The following is a 19,637-nucleotide window of genomic DNA, read 5'->3' as shown; positions in this document are numbered from 1 at the left end:
AGCGCGGGGGCGCTCCCTTTTTCGGAGATTACAAATGGCAGAGCAGCCAGTGTTCGCACCTTGGAACGATCCAAGCGAAAAACCCCTGATCCAATTTCAGAACGTCACAAAACGCTTTGGTGATTTCACTGCTATTGATGACCTGACGCTTGATATATTCGAGAAAGAGTTCTTCGCATTGCTTGGCCCATCTGGCTGCGGCAAGACCACAATGATGCGCATGTTGGGCGGTTTTGAAACCGTCACCAATGGCACGATCAAGATTGCGGGTCAGGACATGAACAAAGTCCCGCCGAACAAGCGCCCCGTGAACATGATGTTCCAAAGCTACGCGCTGTTTCCGCATCTTTCGATCTACGAGAACATCGCATTCGGCCTACGTCGCACGTCCATGGACAAAGGCGCAATTGATGCGCGCATTGCTGAAATGCTCAAACTCACACGTCTTGAAAAATTTGCACGCCGCAAGCCCCACCAGATTTCTGGCGGCCAACGTCAGCGTGTCGCCCTTGCGCGTTCGCTCGCCAAAGCGCCCAAGTTGTTGTTGCTCGATGAACCTCTTGGTGCTTTGGATAAAAAGCTGCGCCAAGATACACAATTCGAGCTGATGGATATTCAGGAAAAAACGGGCACGACCTTTGTAATCGTCACCCACGACCAAGAAGAAGCCATGACCGTTGCCTCGCGCGTGGCTGTCATGGACGAAGGTCTGATCGTGCAAGTCGCCACGCCCGATGCAATTTATGAGGCCCCTAATTCTACCTATGTCGCTGATTTCATCGGAGACGTGAACATCATCGAAGGCCGCGCTAGTCAAAGCGGTAATAAGACCAAGCTATCTTGGGCAGAGGGTCAGCCCAACATTATCGGCACGACCACGCGTACATTCGAAACAGGTCAAACCTGCCACTTCGCGATCCGCCCCGAAAAGGTAGCGATCTCTGTTGAAGAACCGACAAAGGCCGCGAATAAACTTCACGGCAAGATCCTCGACATCGCGTATCTGGGCAACATTTCAACCTATCATGTTGAGCTACCAACGGGGCACATCATCAAGGCGCAAACCGCAAATACACGTCGCCTTGCACGCCGTACAATGACTTGGGAAGATCCGGTTTGGATCAGCTTCACAGACACCGCCGGTGTCTTGTTGGATCGCTAAAAGATGCGCCGCGCGATCCTCATCCTAACACCTTACCTCTGGCTGTTTGCGCTGTTCCTGATCCCATTCCTGATCGTACTGAAAATCTCGCTGAGCGATGCAGCTTTGGCAATCCCACCCTACGCACCGCAACTCGACCTCGCGGGCGGCTGGAGCGCGATAAAAGACTTCTTCGCGGGACTAGATTTCGAAAACTTCGAATTCCTCACAACCGACGATCTCTATTGGAAAGCCTACCTGTCCAGCTTCAAAATTGCGCTTATCTCGACTGCGCTGGCACTTCTTATCGGCTATCCAATCGCCTACTCCATGGCGCGCGCCGCGCCCGAGTGGCGTCCAACCTTGCTGATGCTGGTGATCCTGCCATTCTGGACCAGTTTCCTTATCCGCGTCTACGCATGGATGGGTATCCTCAGTAACGAGGGGCTTCTAAACCAATTCCTACTCTGGACGGGCCTGATTGCTGAACCCCTCACAATCCTGAACACCAATTACGCCGTCTACATCGGCATCGTTTACACATACTTGCCCTTCATGATCCTGCCGATCTATTCGGCGCTGGAAAAGATGGACGACAGCCTATTAGAGGCCGCAGAAGACCTCGGATGTTCACGCACATCTGCCTTCTGGCTCATCACCATTCCCCTCAGCAAAACGGGCATCACCGCAGGCTGCTTCCTTGTCTTCATCCCAACACTTGGTGAATTCGTCATCCCCTCCTTGCTCGGCGGTTCACAAACCTTGATGATTGGCAAAGTCCTTTGGGAAGAGTTCTTCAACAACCGCGATTGGCCTGTCGCCTCTGCGGTCGCGATCATACTCCTGCTGATTTTGATCATCCCAATCATCCTGTTCCAGCGAAATGAGCAGAAGCAGCGGGAGATGGAGGGATGAAACGTTTCTCATGGTTCAATGTCACGGCACTAACCCTCGGTTTCGCGTTCCTTTACCTGCCCATGATCATTCTGGTGATCTACAGCTTTAACGAATCCAAACTTGTCACCGTCTGGGCAGGGTTCTCAACCAAATGGTACGGCGAACTCCTCCAGAACGAGGCTTTCCTAAACGCAGCTTGGGTCACGATCAAAGTCGCCGTTTTTTCCTCAACACTCGCCACCATTCTCGGCACGATGGCCGCCTACGTCCTCGTGCGCGCGGGCCGCTTTAAAGGCCGCACGCTTTTCTCAGGAATGATCTACGCGCCCCTCGTCATGCCCGAAGTCATCACAGGCCTATCGCTCCTCCTTCTCTTCATCGGCATCGGCCTAGATCGCGGCGTCCTCACAATCGTTCTTGCGCACACGACCTTCGCGATGTGCTTTGTATCGGTCGTTGTGTCCTCGCGCCTTGTCAGCTTCGACAACTCCTTGGAAGAAGCCGCGCTCGATCTAGGCTGTACACCCCTCCAAGCCTTTCGCCTTGTGACGCTGCCTATCATTGCACCCGCTGTCATCTCTGGCTGGCTCCTCGCGTTCACGCTGTCCCTTGATGACCTCGTTATCGCCAGCTTTACGTCAGGCCCGTCAGCCACAACGCTACCGATCAAAATATTCTCTGCTGTCCGCCTTGGCGTCAGTCCAGAAATCAACGCGCTTTCTACAATTATGATCGCCATCGTGACAATCGGGGTTATCGCTGCATCGCTCATCTCCAAGCAAGCAAGTCTAAGACAACAACGCGACGAACAAGCCGCAGCACGCGGATGAAACGCATCTACGAACCCCTGGCCTATGGGGGCGAGCCCATTCGTGGTGGCTACTGGCAAACAACCATCGATCCCTTTGAGCTGCCGTCCCTCCAAGGCACACACAGAACCGATGTGGCTGTAATTGGCGGTGGCTTCACAGGTCTAAACGCAGCACTTCAACTCGCTGAAGATGGTGCCGAAGTCACGCTGCTGGACGCCGAAACAATCGGCTGGGGTGCAAGCGGTCGCAATGGTGGCTTTTGTTGCCTAGGTGGCGGCATCCTAGAGAACACGCAGATCGAAAAGCGCTACGGTAAGGATGCACGTCGCGCATGGCGCCAAGCCGAAAAGGACGCAATCGGCCACGTGGCAAACCTACTTGAGACGCACCAGATCAAAGCGGACACGCATTCTACAGGCGAAACGCTTCTTGCTCATAAGCCTGCGCGCTGGTCTCTGCTTAAAGACTACGCAGAACAAGCCAACCAAGACTACGGCGTCACGCCAGAACTCATCCAAACCAAAGACCTCGCGCAGCACGGCCTGAATGGCCCATTTCACGGCGCGCTCACAATCCCTGTTGGCTTTGCGCTCAACCCTTTGAAGTACGCGCTCGGAATTGCCCAAGCCTCACTAACAGCAGGCGCAAGGCTCTACCAAAATTCCCCCGTCACGCGTATCGAGCAAGGCGCGCAATTCACTCTGCACACAGCCCAAGGCAAGCTCACGGCGAAACGCCTGATCATCGCAACAAACGGCTACTCATCTGAGGACGTTCCAGCATGGCTCGGCGCGCGCTTCATGCCCGTTCAATCCAGCGTCCTCGTCACGCGTCCCTTGACAGACAGTGAAATCCAAGCTGCGGGCTGGACATCCGATCAAATGGCCTTCGATAGCCGCGGCCTGCTTCACTATTTCCGCTTGATGCCCGATCGTCGCTTCCTCTTCGGCATGCGCGGCGGCATATTCGCAAACGCGCGTTCGGACGCCAAAATCAAAACGCTTATCCGCAAGGATTTTGAGCAAATGTTCCCCACTTGGGCACACGTGGAAACCCCACACCTGTGGTCCGGTCTCGTTTGCGCAAACGCAAAAGGTGCACCATTCACGGGTCCAATCCCAGAAATGCCAGGGGCTTTTGCATCCCTCTCCTATCACGGAAACGGCGTCGCGATGGCTAGCTATTGCGGCGCGCTCCTTGCAGATCTCATGCAAGACAAGGCAACACGCCAACCCTATCCAGATGTCTTAAAGAGCACTCCGAACAGAATCCCATTCGGTTCAAAACGTCGCTGGCTGCTCCCCCCGCTCTACGCGATGATGGGCATAGCCGACCGGTAATCGCTTCATCTTTCAAAATAAGCTTAATATCGAGACTTCAACTACCCTTGCGGCGTCAAAGTTGGTCGCGCTTTTCCGCGTTTCAATTCAAGCGCGTGTTCGCGCCAAATAATCAAAAGCCCAGACAAGATGACAATTCCTGACCCAATCAACATTTGCGGTGTTGGTACGTCAGAGAAGACAAAATACCCAATGATCATCGAAAACAAAATCGCCGCATAATCAAACGGCGCGATAACGGCAGCACCCGCAAAACAAAACGCAGAGGTGATGAAAATCTGCGCCGCGCCACCAATCAAACCCGCACATACCAACATTATCACAGCACTTGTATCGGGCATCGTCCATCCAAAGGGCAGCGTCAACAGTGACAACAAGGTGGTCGTCATTGAAAAGTAAAACACAATCGCAGCTGTCTTTTCGGTCTGCGCAAGTCGGCGAATATGTATCTGCACAAGCGCGCGGAACATGGCCGATGCCAGTACCAAAGCCACACCAATCTGCGCCGTGCGCTCCATCTCTTCACCAGAAAAGATCGACAAGCGTGGCGACAAGATGACGAAAACACCGACAAGTCCTAAAAGGACCGCGGAAATACGGTAAATGCGCAGGCGCTCACCCAAGAGGATTGCCGCCAAGACCACGGTCATCAAAGGGCCTGCAAATCCGATAGCCGTCACATCAGGTAGGGGGAGATACGCGAGGGAGGAAAATCCAAAGCCCATACCGCAAACACCGATCAACCCGCGCCAGACGTGACCCATCGGGTGCGACGTGTGCAATCCTGTCTTCAGATCACCGCTCCAAACCAACCAACCTATGATGATAGGAAGCGCAAAGAATGAACGGAAGAACATCGCTTGGCCAGTTGGCACATCATCCGTCGTCGCTTTGATCAGCGCAGACATGATGACGAATAGAACGACCGATGCGAGTTTAAGCGCGATGCCAGTAAATGGAGACATGCCCCATCGCTACACCAGCATCGCGCATGTTTAAAGCCTACTCTGCCGCGCGTTTCGGCAAGGTCCAGTTTGGACGCACGAAATGACATGTGTATCCATGTGGAATACGCTCAAGATAATTCTGATGCTCCGGCTCTGCTTCCCAGAATTCGCTGACAGGCTCAAGTTCTGTCACGACCTTACCGGGCCACAAGCCAGACGCATCCACATCCGCAATCGTGTCCAGCGCAATCTGCTTTTGTGCATCGTCCACATAGTAGATTGCAGAACGATAGCTGAGCCCACGATCGTTACCTTGCTGGTTTGGCGTGCTCGGGTCGTGGATTTGAAAGAAGAATTCAAGCAACGTACGGAACGTGATCTTGGCAGGATCGAAATTGATTTCGATCCCTTCCGCATGGGTGCCGTGATTACGATAGGTCGCATTGGGCACGTCGCCGCCTGTGTAGCCAACCCGCGTAGACAGAATTCCGTCCATCTTACAGATCAGATCTTCCATACCCCAGAAACATCCACCTGCTAAAACCGCGCGCTCGCTCATGCGATGTCCTCCACTTGATCCAAATATTTGCTGTACCCTTCGCCTTCCATTTCATCTTTGTGGACGAAACGAAGCGAGGCTGAATTGATGCAGTACCGCAGCCCGCCGCGATCAGCAGGCCCATCATTGAACACATGCCCAAGATGGCTATCCCCGTTTGCAGATCGCACTTCGGTACGAACCATGCCAAGCGTGTCATCGCGCAATTCGTTCACGAACTCAGGCACCAAAGGTTTGGTGAAGGACGGCCACCCACAACCGCTTTCGTACTTATCTGACGATGCAAACAGCGGCTCGCCAGAGACGATATCAACGTAAATTCCAGGTTCTTTATTGCCCAGATACGCACCCGTGCCAGGACGCTCAGTCCCGTTTTCCTGCGTGACGCGATACTGCTCGGGATCGAGCGTGGCAACAACGTCCATGTCTTTGCGATACTCAGTCATGGCATACTCCTACTGTGTGTGTCGTTCATTAAATGGGGTCGGTTTGCAAAAAGCAAAATATGATTTCAAAGTGCGCGCAGTTCCGTGATCGTGTGAAACATCAGTCTGCGATGCGTGGGCGCCCTGACGCCTCGACGATGATCGTTGCTTCAATGAAGACGTCGCGTGCCTCGGCCTGCGCCATCTTGATGTCGCGCTCCGCATGCAGATGGATATCTTCGGCGCCAGAGTTCTCTGCATCCGCTTTAGCCTGTTCTAACAAATGCGCCTCAAGCGCGCTCAACGCCACGTCACTATCGCCAAAATCTTGGGGCCCCGTGTCGAAATGCACACGATAGCGCCCTTCGCTTGATGCCGTTACAGTGCCTTGCCTGCGCATCGTTACGCGCCCGACAACCGCACCAATCGCATTCGCAACCCCGCCATGTTCCGGCAAGATCGTTTCACAACCCAGCCGTTCACCAACCGCAGGGTAATAACTCGCGGCAGAGGCGCCTAAGCCGATCACAGGCAGGTTCAAACCCACGTCAATACGCAGCAAGCCACGATGCGCACCTAGACCACGTTGTGTCAGAACATGACGCGCAAGATCGGCAGCAGGCAATCCAAAACCTTCCGCTTCCTCTGCAAAACCAGTCTCTAACAAAGCTAAACTTGTCTGCTGTGTCAGCTGATCAATCACGACCTGCGCCATAACGTCAGGCTCTGGTGCCAGCATGTTCCCAGCGCCAGTGCGTCTGCGTCCTATCAAGGTCAACGCCTTCTTGGCAGCCTCACCATCCCACGCATCAACACGCCCTAGTGCATGGCTTGCATCGCTTGGCGTCAGCGCTGCGATTTGCACCAAGCCACGCTCTACCAGTCGCTTCAACGCTTGCACCTCGATACGGTTCTTTAGAATATCCCCCATCGGCAGGACCCCATCCCCGATGCGGGCCATCAAATCCAATTCACGCGCGCCCAACCCATCAGTGCGCAAACCCTGAACTGCGCGCACGAAACGTCCGTCATGTTCCCCGGGAACCGTACTACGCATCTGCGCGTCCAGTGCACGATGAACAACGACAGGCGCGTCTATTGCCATCAGCGATACAGGCACAACACGCCGCGGTCCAAGCGTGACGCCACCCTCCAAACCAGACCCAATGAAGTGCACTTCACTATCTCCACCAAGCCCATGCGTGCGCATCGCAACTGCCTCAACCATGGTACGATAGGGTCCAACCTGCGCACCCATAGGATCAATCGCAGGACGCCCGTCGCGCAGCACGGCGATGTCCGTCGTGGTTCCACCGATATCAGACACCAACGCATGATCTGCGCCCGTCAGCCAACGCGCACCAACGATAGACGCGGCAGGCCCACTCAAAATCGTTTCAATCGGACGTTCGCGCGCCATTGCAGCCCCTATCAAAGCGCCATCCCCACGCACAACCATCAGGGGCGCATTAATCTTCAAACGTTTTAACGTATCTTGCGCCGATGAAATCAACCCATCAATCATCCCAATCAAACGCGCATTCAACAAAGCCGTCATCGCGCGCTTTGGGCCGTTCAACTTGGCAGACAGTTGGTGCGATGCACTGACGGGAACATCCAATACTTCAGAAATTTGCGCCATCGCAGCCAATTCATGCGCAGGATTACGGGTCGCAAATTGTGACGCAACAGCAAACGCGATGACATCAGAATGTGTCTCTAAAAAGCCGTTTAAGGCACCAGTATCCAGAGCAGCGGCCTCGCTACCCGCATGATTATGCCCACCCTCAAGAACCAATACAGGATCACCTTTCAAGGCATCGCGCAAACCATGCGTATCAAGATCGCGCTCTTTGAAGCCAATGTAGATCAACGCAACGCGGCTGCCTTGGCCTTCAACCAACGCATTGGTCGCAAGCGTTGTCGATAAGGATGCCATCGCCACCTCGGACGGATCGACACCACTTTCAGCTAGAACCGCCTCAATCGCCCCTCCAATCCCAATGGACAGGTCATGCTTGGTCGTCAGTGACTTTGCTGTCGCCACGACGTCACGCTCATCGCGTAACAAGACTGCGTCAGTATAAGTTCCGCCTGTATCCACACCCAACAAAAGCGCCATGTCGCATTTCCTTCAACTTCATCTTTCCAAATAAACTTCCGCCGGAGGCACCCGCACCATCAAGCTAACCTCGCACAGGCCCAACGCGCCGCATCCGCAACCGTTTCATCTGGATCATCGACCAACCCTTGCGCCACTTCATGCAACTGCGCCAGACCCGAATTTCCAATGGCATAAAGTACATTCCGCACAAACCGATCGCGCCCGATCCGCTTGATCGGAGATCCCGAAAACATCAATCGAAACGCACCATCATCCAGCACAGCCAGTTCAGCCAAACGCGGCGCTTTCAACTCATCGCGCGCCGCGTAGCGTATCTCGCGCGCTTCAACTGCGAACTTGTTCCACGGACAAGCTGCCAAGCAATCATCACAGCCATAAATTCGGTTGCCCATCAAAGCGCGCAACTCTTCTTCGATCGGACCTTTATGTTCGATCGTCAAATACGAAATGCAGCGCCTTGCATCCAGTTGGTAGGGCGCGGGAAACGCAGACGTCGGGCAAATGTCCAAACACGCTCGGCACGATCCACAATGGTCGTTCTCAGCCGTATCAACGGGCAAATTCAGCGTTGTGAAAACAGACCCCAAGAAGAACCAATTGCCCATTTGACGGCTCACAAGGTTGGTGTGTTTGCCTTGCCATCCCAAACCGGCCGCTTCGCCCAATGGTTTTTCAGGGACAGGCGCCGTATCCACAAACACCTTCACCTGACATTCTTCTTCAGCGATCAGCCAACGCGCCAATCGCTTGAGACGTTTCTTAACAAGATCGTGGTAATCTTTATTCTGTGCGTAGACTGAAATTGCGCCACGATCGGGATGCTTCAAGATCTCCAGCGGATCGTGCTCTGGTGTATAGCTTTCGCCCAACATGATCACGGACCGCGCTTCGGGCCAAAGTTCTGCGGGGTTGCCACGCCAATGCATACGCTGCGCCATCCAGCCCATCTGCCCATGGCGACCTTTATCTACGAAAGTTTCCAAGCGATCCGGCACAAGTGGCACGTCCCAAGGACGGCAAATACGGCACGCGTCAAAACCGATGTCATGCGCTTCCTGCACAAGTCGGGTTTTTAGATCAGAAATCAAGATCGTTGTAATGCTGGGACGGTGGGAAACCAGGGACTTGGTCTGACAGGATCGAGCGGAAAGCAGGACGCGATTTAATCTTGGCGTACCAATCTTTCACCGTTTCCGAACGTGTCCAATCAACGTCAGAACTATAATCAAGCGACGACAAATGCGCGGCCGCGGCAAAGTCAGCGATCGACATTGAGTCACCCGCCAACCAACGGCGATGATCCAAAAGCCACGCCATGTAATCGAGGTGGTATTTGATCGCCTTCGCACCAGCTTTGACGTTTTTGCTATCAGGATAGCCTTGCTTCATCAGCTTTTTGTTCACGCGCTCATATAGCAGCTTGGAGGTGACTTCCTGATGAAATTTATCATCGAACCACGCCACCAACCGACGCACTTCGTACCGCCCCTCTGGCGAGCGCGGCATCAAAGCGGGCTCTGGATTTTTCTCTTCAAGGTATTCGCAAATCGCCATGCTATCGGGCATCGTGCGCCCGTTTAATTTGAGGATCGGCACCTTGCCCGCAGGATTGCGACGCATGAAATCGGGATCGCCTTCCCAATAGCGTTCTTCAATCAGTTCAACGTCGATCTTTTTCTCTGCCAAAACCAAGCGAACCTTGCGGCAAAAAGGGGAAAGGGGGACATGATAGAGACGGGCCATAGGACTACAAAATCAACTTCTTTAGTGTGCAATACTGAATGCCCCGCATTGCGGCTAAGTTCAATCCTGAAAACATGATGCCCGCCCATCACGGCGAATCGTGGCCGCACCATCAATGATTTGGCGCGTGCGTTTGCGGACATAATTGGTCGGGCGAGAGGCGCTTCGTTTCTTTGGCGAAGGCAGTATAGCCGCGAGACGCGCTGCTTGTGTTGCGCTTACTTCTTCAGGGCCGACCCCGAAATAATGCCGTGATGCCGCTTCGACACCAAACACACCATCATCAAATTCAGCGATATTTAGGTAAACCTCTAAGATGCGTTCTTTGGACCAGATCAGTTCAACAAGCGGTGTTAGTCCTGCCTCCAAAGCTTTGCGCACATAACTGCGTCCGTGCCAAAGAAAGACGTTCTTTACGACTTGCTGGCTAATCGTCGACGCCCCGCGCGCGCCACCAGAATCGACTGCCGCCCGGATCGCGGTCATATCAAAACCCCAGTGCTCGCAGTAATTCGCGTCTTCTGCTGCAACCACGGAGCGCGCCATTACGGGGGCAATGTCCGCCATATCGACCCACTCGTGATCGACCTCAGCCCCGATGCGCAACTGTTCAGAGCGCATGTAGGGCGTCTTGTTCGGATTGAACCAAACGAAATACGAAATCCAAAGCAGTACAAGCGCCATCACAATCAAAGTGCCACGCAACGCCCAGTGCCGCACGAATTGACAGGCCGCAGTGACGCGCGCCGCGAGCGTTCGTTTCGCCTTCGGTTTGCTTGTCTTTTTGGGTGTAGTTTTTTTCTTTACTGCCTTGGCCATTGGGCAACCCTACAAGGCTTGCCACAATAGCAAAACGCCCGAAGCGAAACCTCGGGCGTTTTTTGTGGATCAGTTGCGCTTACTCCGCAGGAACGGCTTGATCTTCGATTCCCAAAGGATGCGGCAGGTTGTTCAGCATCTCGATTGGGCAGATTTGCACAAAATTTTTCAACTCCAGATCCCAATGTTGAAGCAGGTCTTCTGCTTTACGACTACCGGTCTCAGCCAAGTGACGCTCTACAAGCGATTTCAGCTGGCGTTCCCAATGGGACATGCTGACCGCACAAGTCACCAGCGTTTCGTGGTTCATAAGGTTGTCTGCTTCGCCATCGGGATCATACAGATAGGCCATCCCCCCCGTCATACCCGCACCAAAGTTAGCGCCGATTGAGCCAAGGATCACAGCAACACCACCGGTCATATATTCACACCCGTTAGAGCCACATCCCTCGATCACAACACTTGCGCCTGAGTTACGAACTGCGAAACGTTCACCTGCACGACCCGCTGCAAATAAGTGACCCGCAGTTGCGCCGTAGAGCACAGTGTTACCGATGATCGTATTCTCGGACGCAACCAGCGGACTTGCCATAGGGGGACGCACAACGATCGTGCCACCTGATAGACCTTTGCCGACGTAGTCATTGGCATCGCCGCTGACTTCCAACTTTAGACCGGGCGCTGCGAAGGCGCCAAGCGACTGACCAGCAGAACCCTTAAGATGCACCAGCAAGTGATCGGGCTGTAGCGAATTGCGCATGCCGAAGTTCTTCACAATGTGGCTAGACACACGCGTGCCGACCGAGCGATGCGTGTTCTGGATCGCATAGCTAAGCTGCATCTTTTCCCCGTCTTCCAAGAAGCGCGCAGCGTCGCGCACGATCTCGGAATCGAGCGTGTCAGGAACGGGTGTACGAGCACGCGAGCGATCGTACTTGATGTCCGCCGCGCCATCGACCGTGATAAGCAGCGGGTTAAGATCAAGATCGTCCAAATGCGCAGAGCCGCGGCTAACCTGATGCAACAGATCGGCACGACCAATCACATCGTCCATGCTGCGCGCACCAATCGATGCCAGCACTTCGCGCACTTCTTGTGCATAGAAGGTGATCAGGTTGACGACCTTATCCGCGTTACCCGTGAACTTTTCGCGCAGTGCGTCGTCCTGTGTACATACGCCAACAGGGCATGTGTTGGACTGGCACTGACGTACCATGATGCAACCCATCGCAATCAACGCGGCTGTGCCGATGCCGTACTCTTCAGCGCCCAGCATCGCGGCCATGACAATGTCACGACCCGTGCGCAAACCACCGTCAGTGCGCAAGGTCACACGCTCACGCAGGTTGTTCATCGCAAGGACTTGATGCGCTTCTGTCAGTCCCATTTCCCATGGTAGACCCGCATATTTGATCGAGGTCGCAGGTGATGCACCCGTGCCGCCATTGTGACCCGAAATTAGGATCACATCTGCCTTGGCCTTTGCCACACCAGCCGCGATTGTGCCGACGCCTGACGAGGCAACCAGCTTGACCGTCACCTTACAGCGCGGATTGATCTGCTTGAGATCATAGATTAGCTGCGCAAGGTCTTCGATTGAATAGATGTCATGGTGCGGAGGCGGTGAAATCAGGGTCACGCCTTTGGTCGAATGACGCAGACGCGCGATCAGGTCTGTGACCTTCATACCGGGCAACTGACCGCCTTCACCGGGCTTAGCGCCCTGCGCGACTTTGATTTCCAGCTCTTCACATTGGTTCAGATACTCGGCTGTGACACCGAAACGGCCAGAGGCAACCTGCTTGATCTTCGCAGACGGGTTATCCCCATTCGGCTCTGGCACAAAGTGCGCTGGATCTTCGCCGCCTTCACCGCTGTCAGAACGCGCACCAATGCGGTTCATCGCGACGTTGAGCGTTTTGTGTGCTTCTGGGGACAGAGCACCCAAAGACATGCCCGGCGTAACGAAACGCTTACGGATTGCGGTGACGCTTTCCACTTCGTCCACGTTAATCGCTGTGCCCATCGGCTTGATCGCTAGCAAATCGCGCAAATGGATCGGCGGATTACTTTGCATTTTCGCGCTGTAGTTCTTCCACATCTGGAAGGACCCCGTGTTACACGCCGTCTGCAACATGTGCATCGACTGCGCTTCCCACGCGTGGGTCTCACCAGATTTACGCGACTTGTAGAAACCACCAATCGGCAGAACATCGCGGCCACCTTGCCAGCCCAGCGCGTGTACTTCTTCGGCCTTGTGCTGAATACCCGTGACACCAATTCCGCTAATGCGGGACGTCATGCCGGGGAAGAATTCCGCACACATGGCACGTGACAAACCAACGGCTTCAAAGTTCAAACCACCGCGATAAGACGACACAACAGAGATGCCCATCTTCGCCATGATCTTGAGCAAGCCTTGGTCAATCGCGTTGCGATAGCGTGATGTCGCTTCGGTCAAAGAGCAATCCAGCAGATCGCGTTCGATACGATCCGCAAGGGAATCCTCAGCCAGATAGGCGTTCACAACTGTTGCGCCACAGCCGATCAGAACCGCGAAATAATGCGGATCAATACATTCAGCGGAACGCACATTCAGCGAACAGAAGGTCCGCAAACCCTTGCGCGTCAGGTGGCTGTGAACTGCCGATGTCGCAAGGATCATCGGCATGCCAACGCGGTCCTCGCCCTGCCCTTGATCGGTCAGCACGATGTGCCCTGCGCCAGAACGAACCGCATCCTCAACTTCTGCACGGATACGTGTCAGGCCCGCTTGCAACGCGTTTGGACCACGCTCGAATGTACAATCAATCTCGGCCAAATCAGCGTTGAATTGACGTGTCAGTTCATCCCACTGCGCGTTGCCCACGAACGGGCTATCGAGCACGAGAATTTCAGTCTGTGCCGAGCTTTCATCCAGAACGTTCTTGAGGTTCCCAAAACGCGTCTTAAGGCTCATCACGCGGAATTCGCGAAGTGAATCGATGGGTGGGTTGGTCACCTGAGAAAAGTTCTGACGGAAGAAATGGCTCAGCGGACGGTACTTTTTCGACAGAACCGCAGAGGGCGTATCATCGCCCATAGAGGCCAGCGTTTCTTTGCCGTCCTCTGCCATGGGGGCAAGGATTTGCTCTAGCTCTTCAATCGTATAGCCCGCCGCGATCTGACGCTTGCGCAATTCCGCGCCAGAATAAATCGCATTCTCTGTGACCGCACCAAGTGGGCCGTCGAGTTCGTTGATCTTGCCAACCCACTCGCTAAACGGCTGTGCAGCGGCCAGCTTGTCCTTCATTTCGGTGTCGTGGAACAGCTTGCCAGTCTTCATATCGACAGCCAACATCTGACCCGGACCAAGCGCTCCCTTTTCGACAACAGTCGCTTCATTGATCGGGACCATGCCCGCCTCTGATCCTGCGATCAGCAGACCATCACCTGTCACGACATAACGCATGGGGCGTAGACCATTGCGATCCAGACCCGCACAAACCCAGCGACCATCGGTCATTGCAAGGGCAGCAGGGCCGTCCCATGGCTCCATCACAGAGTTGCAATAGGAATACATATCGCGCCACGACTGGGGCAGATCGACCGCCTGCTTGGACCAGCTTTCAGGGATCAGCATGGTTTTCGCCATCGGTGCGTTGCGCCCAGCGCGCACGAGAACTTCGAACACAGCATCGAGCGCGGCAGAGTCGGATGAACCAGACGCAATCACAGGCTTGATATCTTCGGCCATATCGCCAAACGCACTATGCGCCATGCGGATTTCATGGCTTTTCATCCAGTTGACATTGCCCTTGAGCGTGTTGATTTCACCGTTGTGCGCAAGCATGCGGAACGGCTGTGCCAACCACCACTGTGGGAAGGTATTCGTGGAATAGCGCTGGTGGTAGATCGCAAACGCACTCTCGAAACGTTTATCCATTAGATCGGGGTAGAAGACCGCAACCTGTTCGGCCAACATCATGCCTTTGTAGATTACAGAACGGCACGACAGAGACGCGATATACAGCTCACCAATACCCGCGGCAGAAGCTGCTTTTTCAATGCGGCGACGGATCACATACAGCTCACGCTCGAACGTTTCTTCATCAACGCCCTTGGAGTTTGAAATCAGGATTTGTTCAATCTCGGGACGTGTCGCGTTGGCCTTTTCGCCAAGGCACGCGATATCCACAGGTACATGACGCCAGCCGTAAATATAATAGCCCATGCGCAGAACTTCGGATTCCACGATAGTACGGCATGTCTCTTGCGAGCCGAAATTTGTGCGCGGTAGGAAGACCTGACCAACGGCCATCAATTCCTCTTTGCGCGGTGTGTGGCCCGTACGTTCGATCTGGTCGTAAAAGAAGGACACAGGGATTTGCACGTGGATACCTGCGCCGTCGCCTGTCTTGCCATCCGCATCAACTGCACCGCGATGCCAGATCGCTTTCAGCGCATCAATGCCCGCTTCAACAACCTTGCGCGATGGCTTGCCATCAATGGAAACCACAAGACCAACGCCACAAGAGCTATGCTCTTCGCTTTCGTCATACAGACCATTCTCCGCCATATACGCGCGCTTGGCTTCTTCGTTCTTTACCCAATTTGCATCATACTTGGTCATTGCGCTGTTCCTTCTACAAATGCCGCAAATCCTGCTTCGATTTCGGCCTTGGTTTTCGTTTCATGTGTTCCTGCAAAGGCATAGCCTTCGGGTTTCACATCAATGTAAATTTCTGCCTGCAACGTCAGCCCGCCCGCGTTATCCACGAGGCCCGCCGAGATGCTATAGTAGTCATATTTAGGCAAAGTCAGATGGTACCAAAGCGTTGATCCACAAGTGTCACACCATGCGCGCTCTGCCCATTCGGACGATGTGTAGCTTTTGACTGGGCCATTATGCGTTAGCGTACCGAGCTTGGCATCGATCTCAAGGAAAGCGCTACCCGTCCAGCGGCGGCACATCTCGCAATGACATGCACCTAGCTTTTGCTCGACTGGCTCAAATTCTAGCGTGACAGCGCCACACATGCATTGGCCTTTCAGCGCGCTCATTCGGCGGCCACAGCGCTGGATGCATTCAGCTGCCCCAAAATCGCCTCTGCACAATCGCGACCGTCTTTGATCGCCCAAACAACAAGGGACGCGCCACGTACGATATCACCGACAGCGTAGACACCCGGAAGATCCGTCGCGCCTGTTGTAAACTCTGCCTTAACAGTGCCCCAGCGCGTGACTTCCAATTCTTTGGTACCCCAAAGTGTCGGCAGGTCTTCTGGCTCAAAACCCAGCGCCTTGATCACAAGATCAGCGTCTTGGACGTAATCCGCACCCTCGATCACTTCGGGCGCTTGGCGGCCCGTTACATCAGGCGCACCAAGGTGCATCTTTTGCACCATCACACCTGTAACCGCAGGATCACCAACAAAACCTTTGGGCGCAGACAGCCATTCGAAAATGACGCCTTCTTCCTCAGCATTCTGAACTTCGCGCTGGGAACCGGGCATGTTGGCCTTGTCGCGACGATACAGACATTTCACCGACGTCGCGCCCTGACGGATCGCTGTGCGCACACAGTCCATCGCCGTATCACCACCACCGATCACAACGACGCGTTTGCCTTTGGCGTCCAATTGGCCGTCATCGAATTCTGGCACATCATCGCCAAAGCTTTTGCGGTTAGAGGCCGTCAGATAATCAATCGCACGTTCGATCCCCTTGGCGCCAGAACCGGGGGCGGCAAGATCGCGTGTCTTGTAAACGCCTGTTGCGATAATCACCGCGTCGTGGGCCGCTTGGATATCCGCGAATGTGATATCTTCACCAACGTTGCAATTTAGTTTGAACGTAACACCGCCCTCAGCAAGCTGATCGTTGCGGCGCATCACGACGTCTTTTTCAAGCTTAAAGCCTGGAATACCGTACGTCAGCAAACCTCCCGCGCGATCATAACGATCATAGATTGTGACCTGCACGCCTTGGCGACGCAGCACGTCAGCAGCAGCAAGACCACCAGGGCCAGCACCGATGATGCCAACGCTTTCAGTGCGCTCTGTGTGTGGCTTGATCACTTTGACCCAACCGTTTTCCCACGCTGTGTCTGTGATGTATTTCTCAACGGAACCAATCGTGACAGTACCATGGCCAGAGCTTTCGATCACGCAGTTGCCTTCGCACAAGCGATCCTGCGGACAAATGCGGCCACAAATCTCTGGGAACGTGTTCGTCGCCTGGGAAACTTCGTACGCTTCTTGCAAACGACCCTCGGCCGTCAGGCGCAGCCAGTCAGGAATGTTGTTGTGCAAAGGACAATGAGTCTGGCAATACGGAACGCCACACTGCGAACAGCGACTAGATTGCTCTTTCGCCTTCTCGCCCGCATATTCGGCGTAGATTTCGCCGAAATCCTTGTTGCGCAAGTCAGGCGCGCGCTTCGTTGGCATGTCGCGCTCTAGCGAGACGAATTTCAGCATTGGTTGCTTTGCCATGATGTAGCACTCCTGTGGTCGTTTCATTCCGTGGTTGCACCCTCATACAAAGGTCCGGTTCGGAATAAAAGTCACAAAGAGTGAACTAATTATCAAAAAATTATGCGGTAGGATCGTCATTTTGAGATTTATTAGTAAATTTTAGATCCGATTCGGACTTAATCTAACACTTCCCACACGAATCGCCTTGCGATAGGTCTGCGCTCAGATTTGAAAAGGCCATTCCATGACACTGTTCCACCTGTTTATTGTTGCCGTCATCCAAGGGATCACCGAGTTCTTACCAGTGTCTTCATCTGGACACTTAATCCTATTGCCCAAATTGACAGGCATGACGGACCAAGGCCAAGTCATTGATGTCGCCGTACATGTGGGAACCCTTTTCGCGGTCGTGATCTATTTTTGGAGCGACGTCCGCCTCGCCATCGGTGGAGTTCCGCGTTTGCTACGCGGCAAAGTCGACACACAAGGCGCATGGCTTGCGATGTGCCTTATCCTTGCGACGATCCCTGTGGTTCTGTTCGGCTTTGTTCTAAAGGTAACGGGCCTTGATGATGCAATGCGCTCCGTCACTGTCATCGGTTGGACGATGCTGATCTTCGGTCTGGTCCTGTATTGGGCCGATCAAAAAGGCACGCAGGAAAAAGTTGCGTCGCAGTGGTCCATCAAAGACGCGTTCATCATGGGTCTGTGGCAGGCAATTGCGCTGATCCCCGGCACGTCGCGTTCAGGTATCACAATCACAGCGGGCCGCTATCTTGGCTACGCGCGTGAAGATGCCGCCAAGCTTGCCATGCTGATGTCTATTCCAACGATCCTAGCTGGTGGTACATTGCTTGCCATCGAGGTTGCCGCGACGGCCAAAACAGATCTCGCGCGTGACGGTGCCATTGCTGCCGTCTTCGCCTTCATTGCAGCGATGTTAGCACTGACCTTAATGATGCGTTTGTTGAAATCCGTCAGCTTCACACCCTATGTGATTTATCGCGTGATCTTGGGCATTGTACTGATTTGGGTCGGGTACACCGCATAAAAAAGTCGGCCCATCGGACCGCCTTAAATTCTCAGTTTACTTTATGCCTTAGGCGCGCAAATTCTTCGCAGAATCCTTGATCGCAGCGTACTGACCTGATGGACGGAAGCGCCACAAGTAGTCAGGCAGAACCGTTTCCAAAGCAACGGGCGTGATATCCAAATCCACCAGTCCTTTAGCATCCGCAGAGACAACATTGTCGACACGCAGGTTCTTCACCTGATCGCGTGTTGCAGCGGGGTTTTTCACAAGACCAAATGTCACCGTCTCAAGCATATCAAATCCGAACGCCATAACGCGTGCAATTGGGAACGGAACGTTCAGGATCAATCTGCGGCGCTGCACGATATTCAACATCGTTTGCAGCAATTCGCGGAATGTGCTGACCTGTGCACCGCCTATTTCATAAACACCATGCGCTTCGCCTAGGACACCTTTGACAGCCGCAGCAGCGACATCATCAACATACACCGGTTGGAATTTTGTATCTGCGCCAATCGCTGGCAGAACTGGGCCCATGCGTGACATAGAGGCGAAGCGGTTAAAGAACTGATCTTCCGTTCCAAACACAATCGACGGACGCAGGATCATCGCGTTCGGCATGTGCTCCAGGACAGCTGCCTCGCCCAACGCTTTGGTGCGCGCATACTCGCTTGCAGCATTCTCATCCGCGCCCAGCGCAGAGATCTGTACCATTGTTTGAATGCCGGCTTCAGACGCCAAACGCGCAACTCGTGCAGCGCCCTCAGTCTGGACCGCTTCAAATTTGTTCTTTCCGTTTTCTGTCAGAAGGCCAACGCAGTTCACAACCGCATCTGCACCCTGCATGACCGCAGCAACGGACGCATCGTCGCGAATGTTGCACAGCACCGGTTCGACCTGCCCAACAGTGCCATAAGGCTTTACAAACATCGCCTCATTGGGGCGACGCACAGCAACGCGCACGCGCCAGCCTTCTTTAGCCATACGGCGCGCAATGTAGCGACCGACAAAACCAGAGCCGCCGTAGATCGTGACAAGTTTGGACATATGCTTGATCCTTTGTCTAAAAACTTGAGTGCAGATGTACCGACCCCAAAGGATACGAGCAAGTCGCTTATTAGCCCCATTTTGCGTCAAACTGGCCCGTTTCGCGTCTGTTTGTTGAATTAGCAGAATTTGAGCGGTTGCATGAGAGGCGAATCCCGTTGACAGCGCCACGCCCAAAGTCTAAATCCCGCTCACAACCACCTGCCCAGGTGGCGGAATGGTAGACGCGCTAGCTTCAGGTGCTAGTATTCGCAAGGATGTGGAGGTTCGAGTCCTCTTCTGGGCACCAAA

16 protein-coding genes and 1 tRNA gene are annotated in these 19,637 nt (G+C 54.1%); 6 read left to right on the top strand and 11 right to left on the bottom strand.

The features are described 5' to 3' along the window. Positions 1 to 34: 34 nt before the first annotated feature. The 4 genes from QZ279_RS12005 to QZ279_RS11990 are packed head-to-tail and all read left to right on the top strand — an operon-like array spanning position 35 to position 4,190. Positions 35 to 1,162, top strand: coding sequence for an ABC transporter ATP-binding protein (locus QZ279_RS12005; protein WP_293451166.1), 1,128 nt, complete (start codon positions 35 to 37; stop codon positions 1,160 to 1,162). Between the two features lie 3 nt (positions 1,163 to 1,165). Beyond that, entirely contained in the window at positions 1,166 to 2,056 is an 891-nt protein-coding gene (locus tag QZ279_RS12000; RefSeq protein ID WP_293451164.1) for an ABC transporter permease subunit, read from the top strand. Next, a complete protein-coding gene (locus QZ279_RS11995; protein WP_293451162.1) occupies positions 2,053 to 2,868 on the top strand; it encodes an ABC transporter permease subunit in 816 nt (271 codons plus the stop codon). The genes QZ279_RS12000 and QZ279_RS11995 overlap by 4 nt, the downstream gene beginning before the upstream one ends. After that, complete coding sequence (locus QZ279_RS11990) at positions 2,865 to 4,190, top strand: FAD-dependent oxidoreductase (RefSeq protein WP_293451160.1); 1,326 nt, start codon at positions 2,865 to 2,867, stop codon at positions 4,188 to 4,190. Before QZ279_RS11995 ends, QZ279_RS11990 begins: the two co-directional genes overlap by 4 nt. Positions 4,191 to 4,231: 41 nt before the next feature. Here QZ279_RS11990 and QZ279_RS11985 read toward each other — a convergent pair whose 3' ends face one another. The 10 genes from QZ279_RS11985 to QZ279_RS11940 all read right to left on the bottom strand — a co-directional run bounded on the left by QZ279_RS11985 (position 4,232) and on the right by QZ279_RS11940 (position 17,284). Next, a complete protein-coding gene (locus tag QZ279_RS11985; protein ID WP_293451158.1) occupies positions 4,232 to 5,155 on the bottom strand; it encodes a DMT family transporter in 924 nt (307 codons plus the stop codon). Positions 5,156 to 5,192: 37 nt separating this feature from the next. After that, entirely contained in the window at positions 5,193 to 5,696 is a 504-nt protein-coding gene (msrA, locus tag QZ279_RS11980) for a peptide-methionine (S)-S-oxide reductase MsrA (RefSeq protein ID WP_293451156.1), read from the bottom strand. After that, on the bottom strand, positions 5,693 to 6,142 hold the full coding sequence (msrB, locus tag QZ279_RS11975) for a peptide-methionine (R)-S-oxide reductase MsrB (protein ID WP_293451154.1): 450 nt from the start codon (positions 6,140 to 6,142) through the stop codon (positions 5,693 to 5,695). The genes msrA and msrB overlap by 4 nt, the downstream gene beginning before the upstream one ends. A gap of 100 nt (positions 6,143 to 6,242) precedes the next feature. Continuing rightward, a complete protein-coding gene (locus QZ279_RS11970) occupies positions 6,243 to 8,243 on the bottom strand; it encodes a hydantoinase/oxoprolinase family protein (protein WP_293451152.1) in 2,001 nt (666 codons plus the stop codon). Positions 8,244 to 8,302: 59 nt separating this feature from the next. Then, on the bottom strand, positions 8,303 to 9,334 hold the full coding sequence (gene queG, locus QZ279_RS11965) for a tRNA epoxyqueuosine(34) reductase QueG (RefSeq protein ID WP_293451150.1): 1,032 nt from the start codon (positions 9,332 to 9,334) through the stop codon (positions 8,303 to 8,305). Then, positions 9,324 to 9,989, bottom strand: coding sequence for a glutathione S-transferase family protein (locus tag QZ279_RS11960; RefSeq protein WP_293451148.1), 666 nt, complete (start codon positions 9,987 to 9,989; stop codon positions 9,324 to 9,326). The genes queG and QZ279_RS11960 overlap by 11 nt, the downstream gene beginning before the upstream one ends. A gap of 60 nt (positions 9,990 to 10,049) precedes the next feature. Then, positions 10,050 to 10,808, bottom strand: coding sequence for a monofunctional biosynthetic peptidoglycan transglycosylase (mtgA, locus tag QZ279_RS11955; protein ID WP_293451146.1), 759 nt, complete (start codon positions 10,806 to 10,808; stop codon positions 10,050 to 10,052). A 79-nt stretch (positions 10,809 to 10,887) separates the two neighbouring features. After that, on the bottom strand, positions 10,888 to 15,420 hold the full coding sequence (gene gltB, locus QZ279_RS11950) for a glutamate synthase large subunit (protein WP_293451144.1): 4,533 nt from the start codon (positions 15,418 to 15,420) through the stop codon (positions 10,888 to 10,890). After that, entirely contained in the window at positions 15,417 to 15,851 is a 435-nt protein-coding gene (locus tag QZ279_RS11945; protein WP_293451142.1) for a GFA family protein, read from the bottom strand. The genes gltB and QZ279_RS11945 overlap by 4 nt, the downstream gene beginning before the upstream one ends. Then, entirely contained in the window at positions 15,848 to 17,284 is a 1,437-nt protein-coding gene (locus QZ279_RS11940) for an NAD(P)-dependent oxidoreductase (protein WP_293451140.1), read from the bottom strand. Before QZ279_RS11940 ends, QZ279_RS11945 begins: the two co-directional genes overlap by 4 nt. A 226-nt stretch (positions 17,285 to 17,510) precedes the next feature. Between QZ279_RS11940 and QZ279_RS11935 the strand changes: the two genes are divergently transcribed. Further along, positions 17,511 to 18,317, top strand: coding sequence for an undecaprenyl-diphosphate phosphatase (locus QZ279_RS11935; protein ID WP_293451138.1), 807 nt, complete (start codon positions 17,511 to 17,513; stop codon positions 18,315 to 18,317). A gap of 48 nt (positions 18,318 to 18,365) precedes the next feature. Here the strand turns inward: QZ279_RS11935 and QZ279_RS11930 are convergent, their stop codons facing one another. After that, positions 18,366 to 19,346 carry a complex I NDUFA9 subunit family protein gene (locus tag QZ279_RS11930; protein WP_293451136.1) on the bottom strand — a complete coding sequence of 327 codons (981 nt, stop codon included), beginning with the start codon at positions 19,344 to 19,346 and terminating at the stop codon, positions 18,366 to 18,368. A 203-nt stretch (positions 19,347 to 19,549) separates the two neighbouring features. Between QZ279_RS11930 and QZ279_RS11925 the strand changes: the two genes are divergently transcribed. Beyond that, a tRNA-Leu gene (locus QZ279_RS11925) sits at positions 19,550 to 19,635 on the top strand. Positions 19,636 to 19,637 lie beyond the last annotated feature (2 nt).

Origin of the sequence: Planktotalea sp. (assembly GCF_018607965.1) — a bacterium.
In the GTDB taxonomy this organism is placed as follows: domain Bacteria; phylum Pseudomonadota; class Alphaproteobacteria; order Rhodobacterales; family Rhodobacteraceae; genus Planktotalea.
The sequence above is the reverse complement of the archived record's forward strand: the minus strand, read 5'-3'. Positions and strand labels throughout refer to the sequence as shown.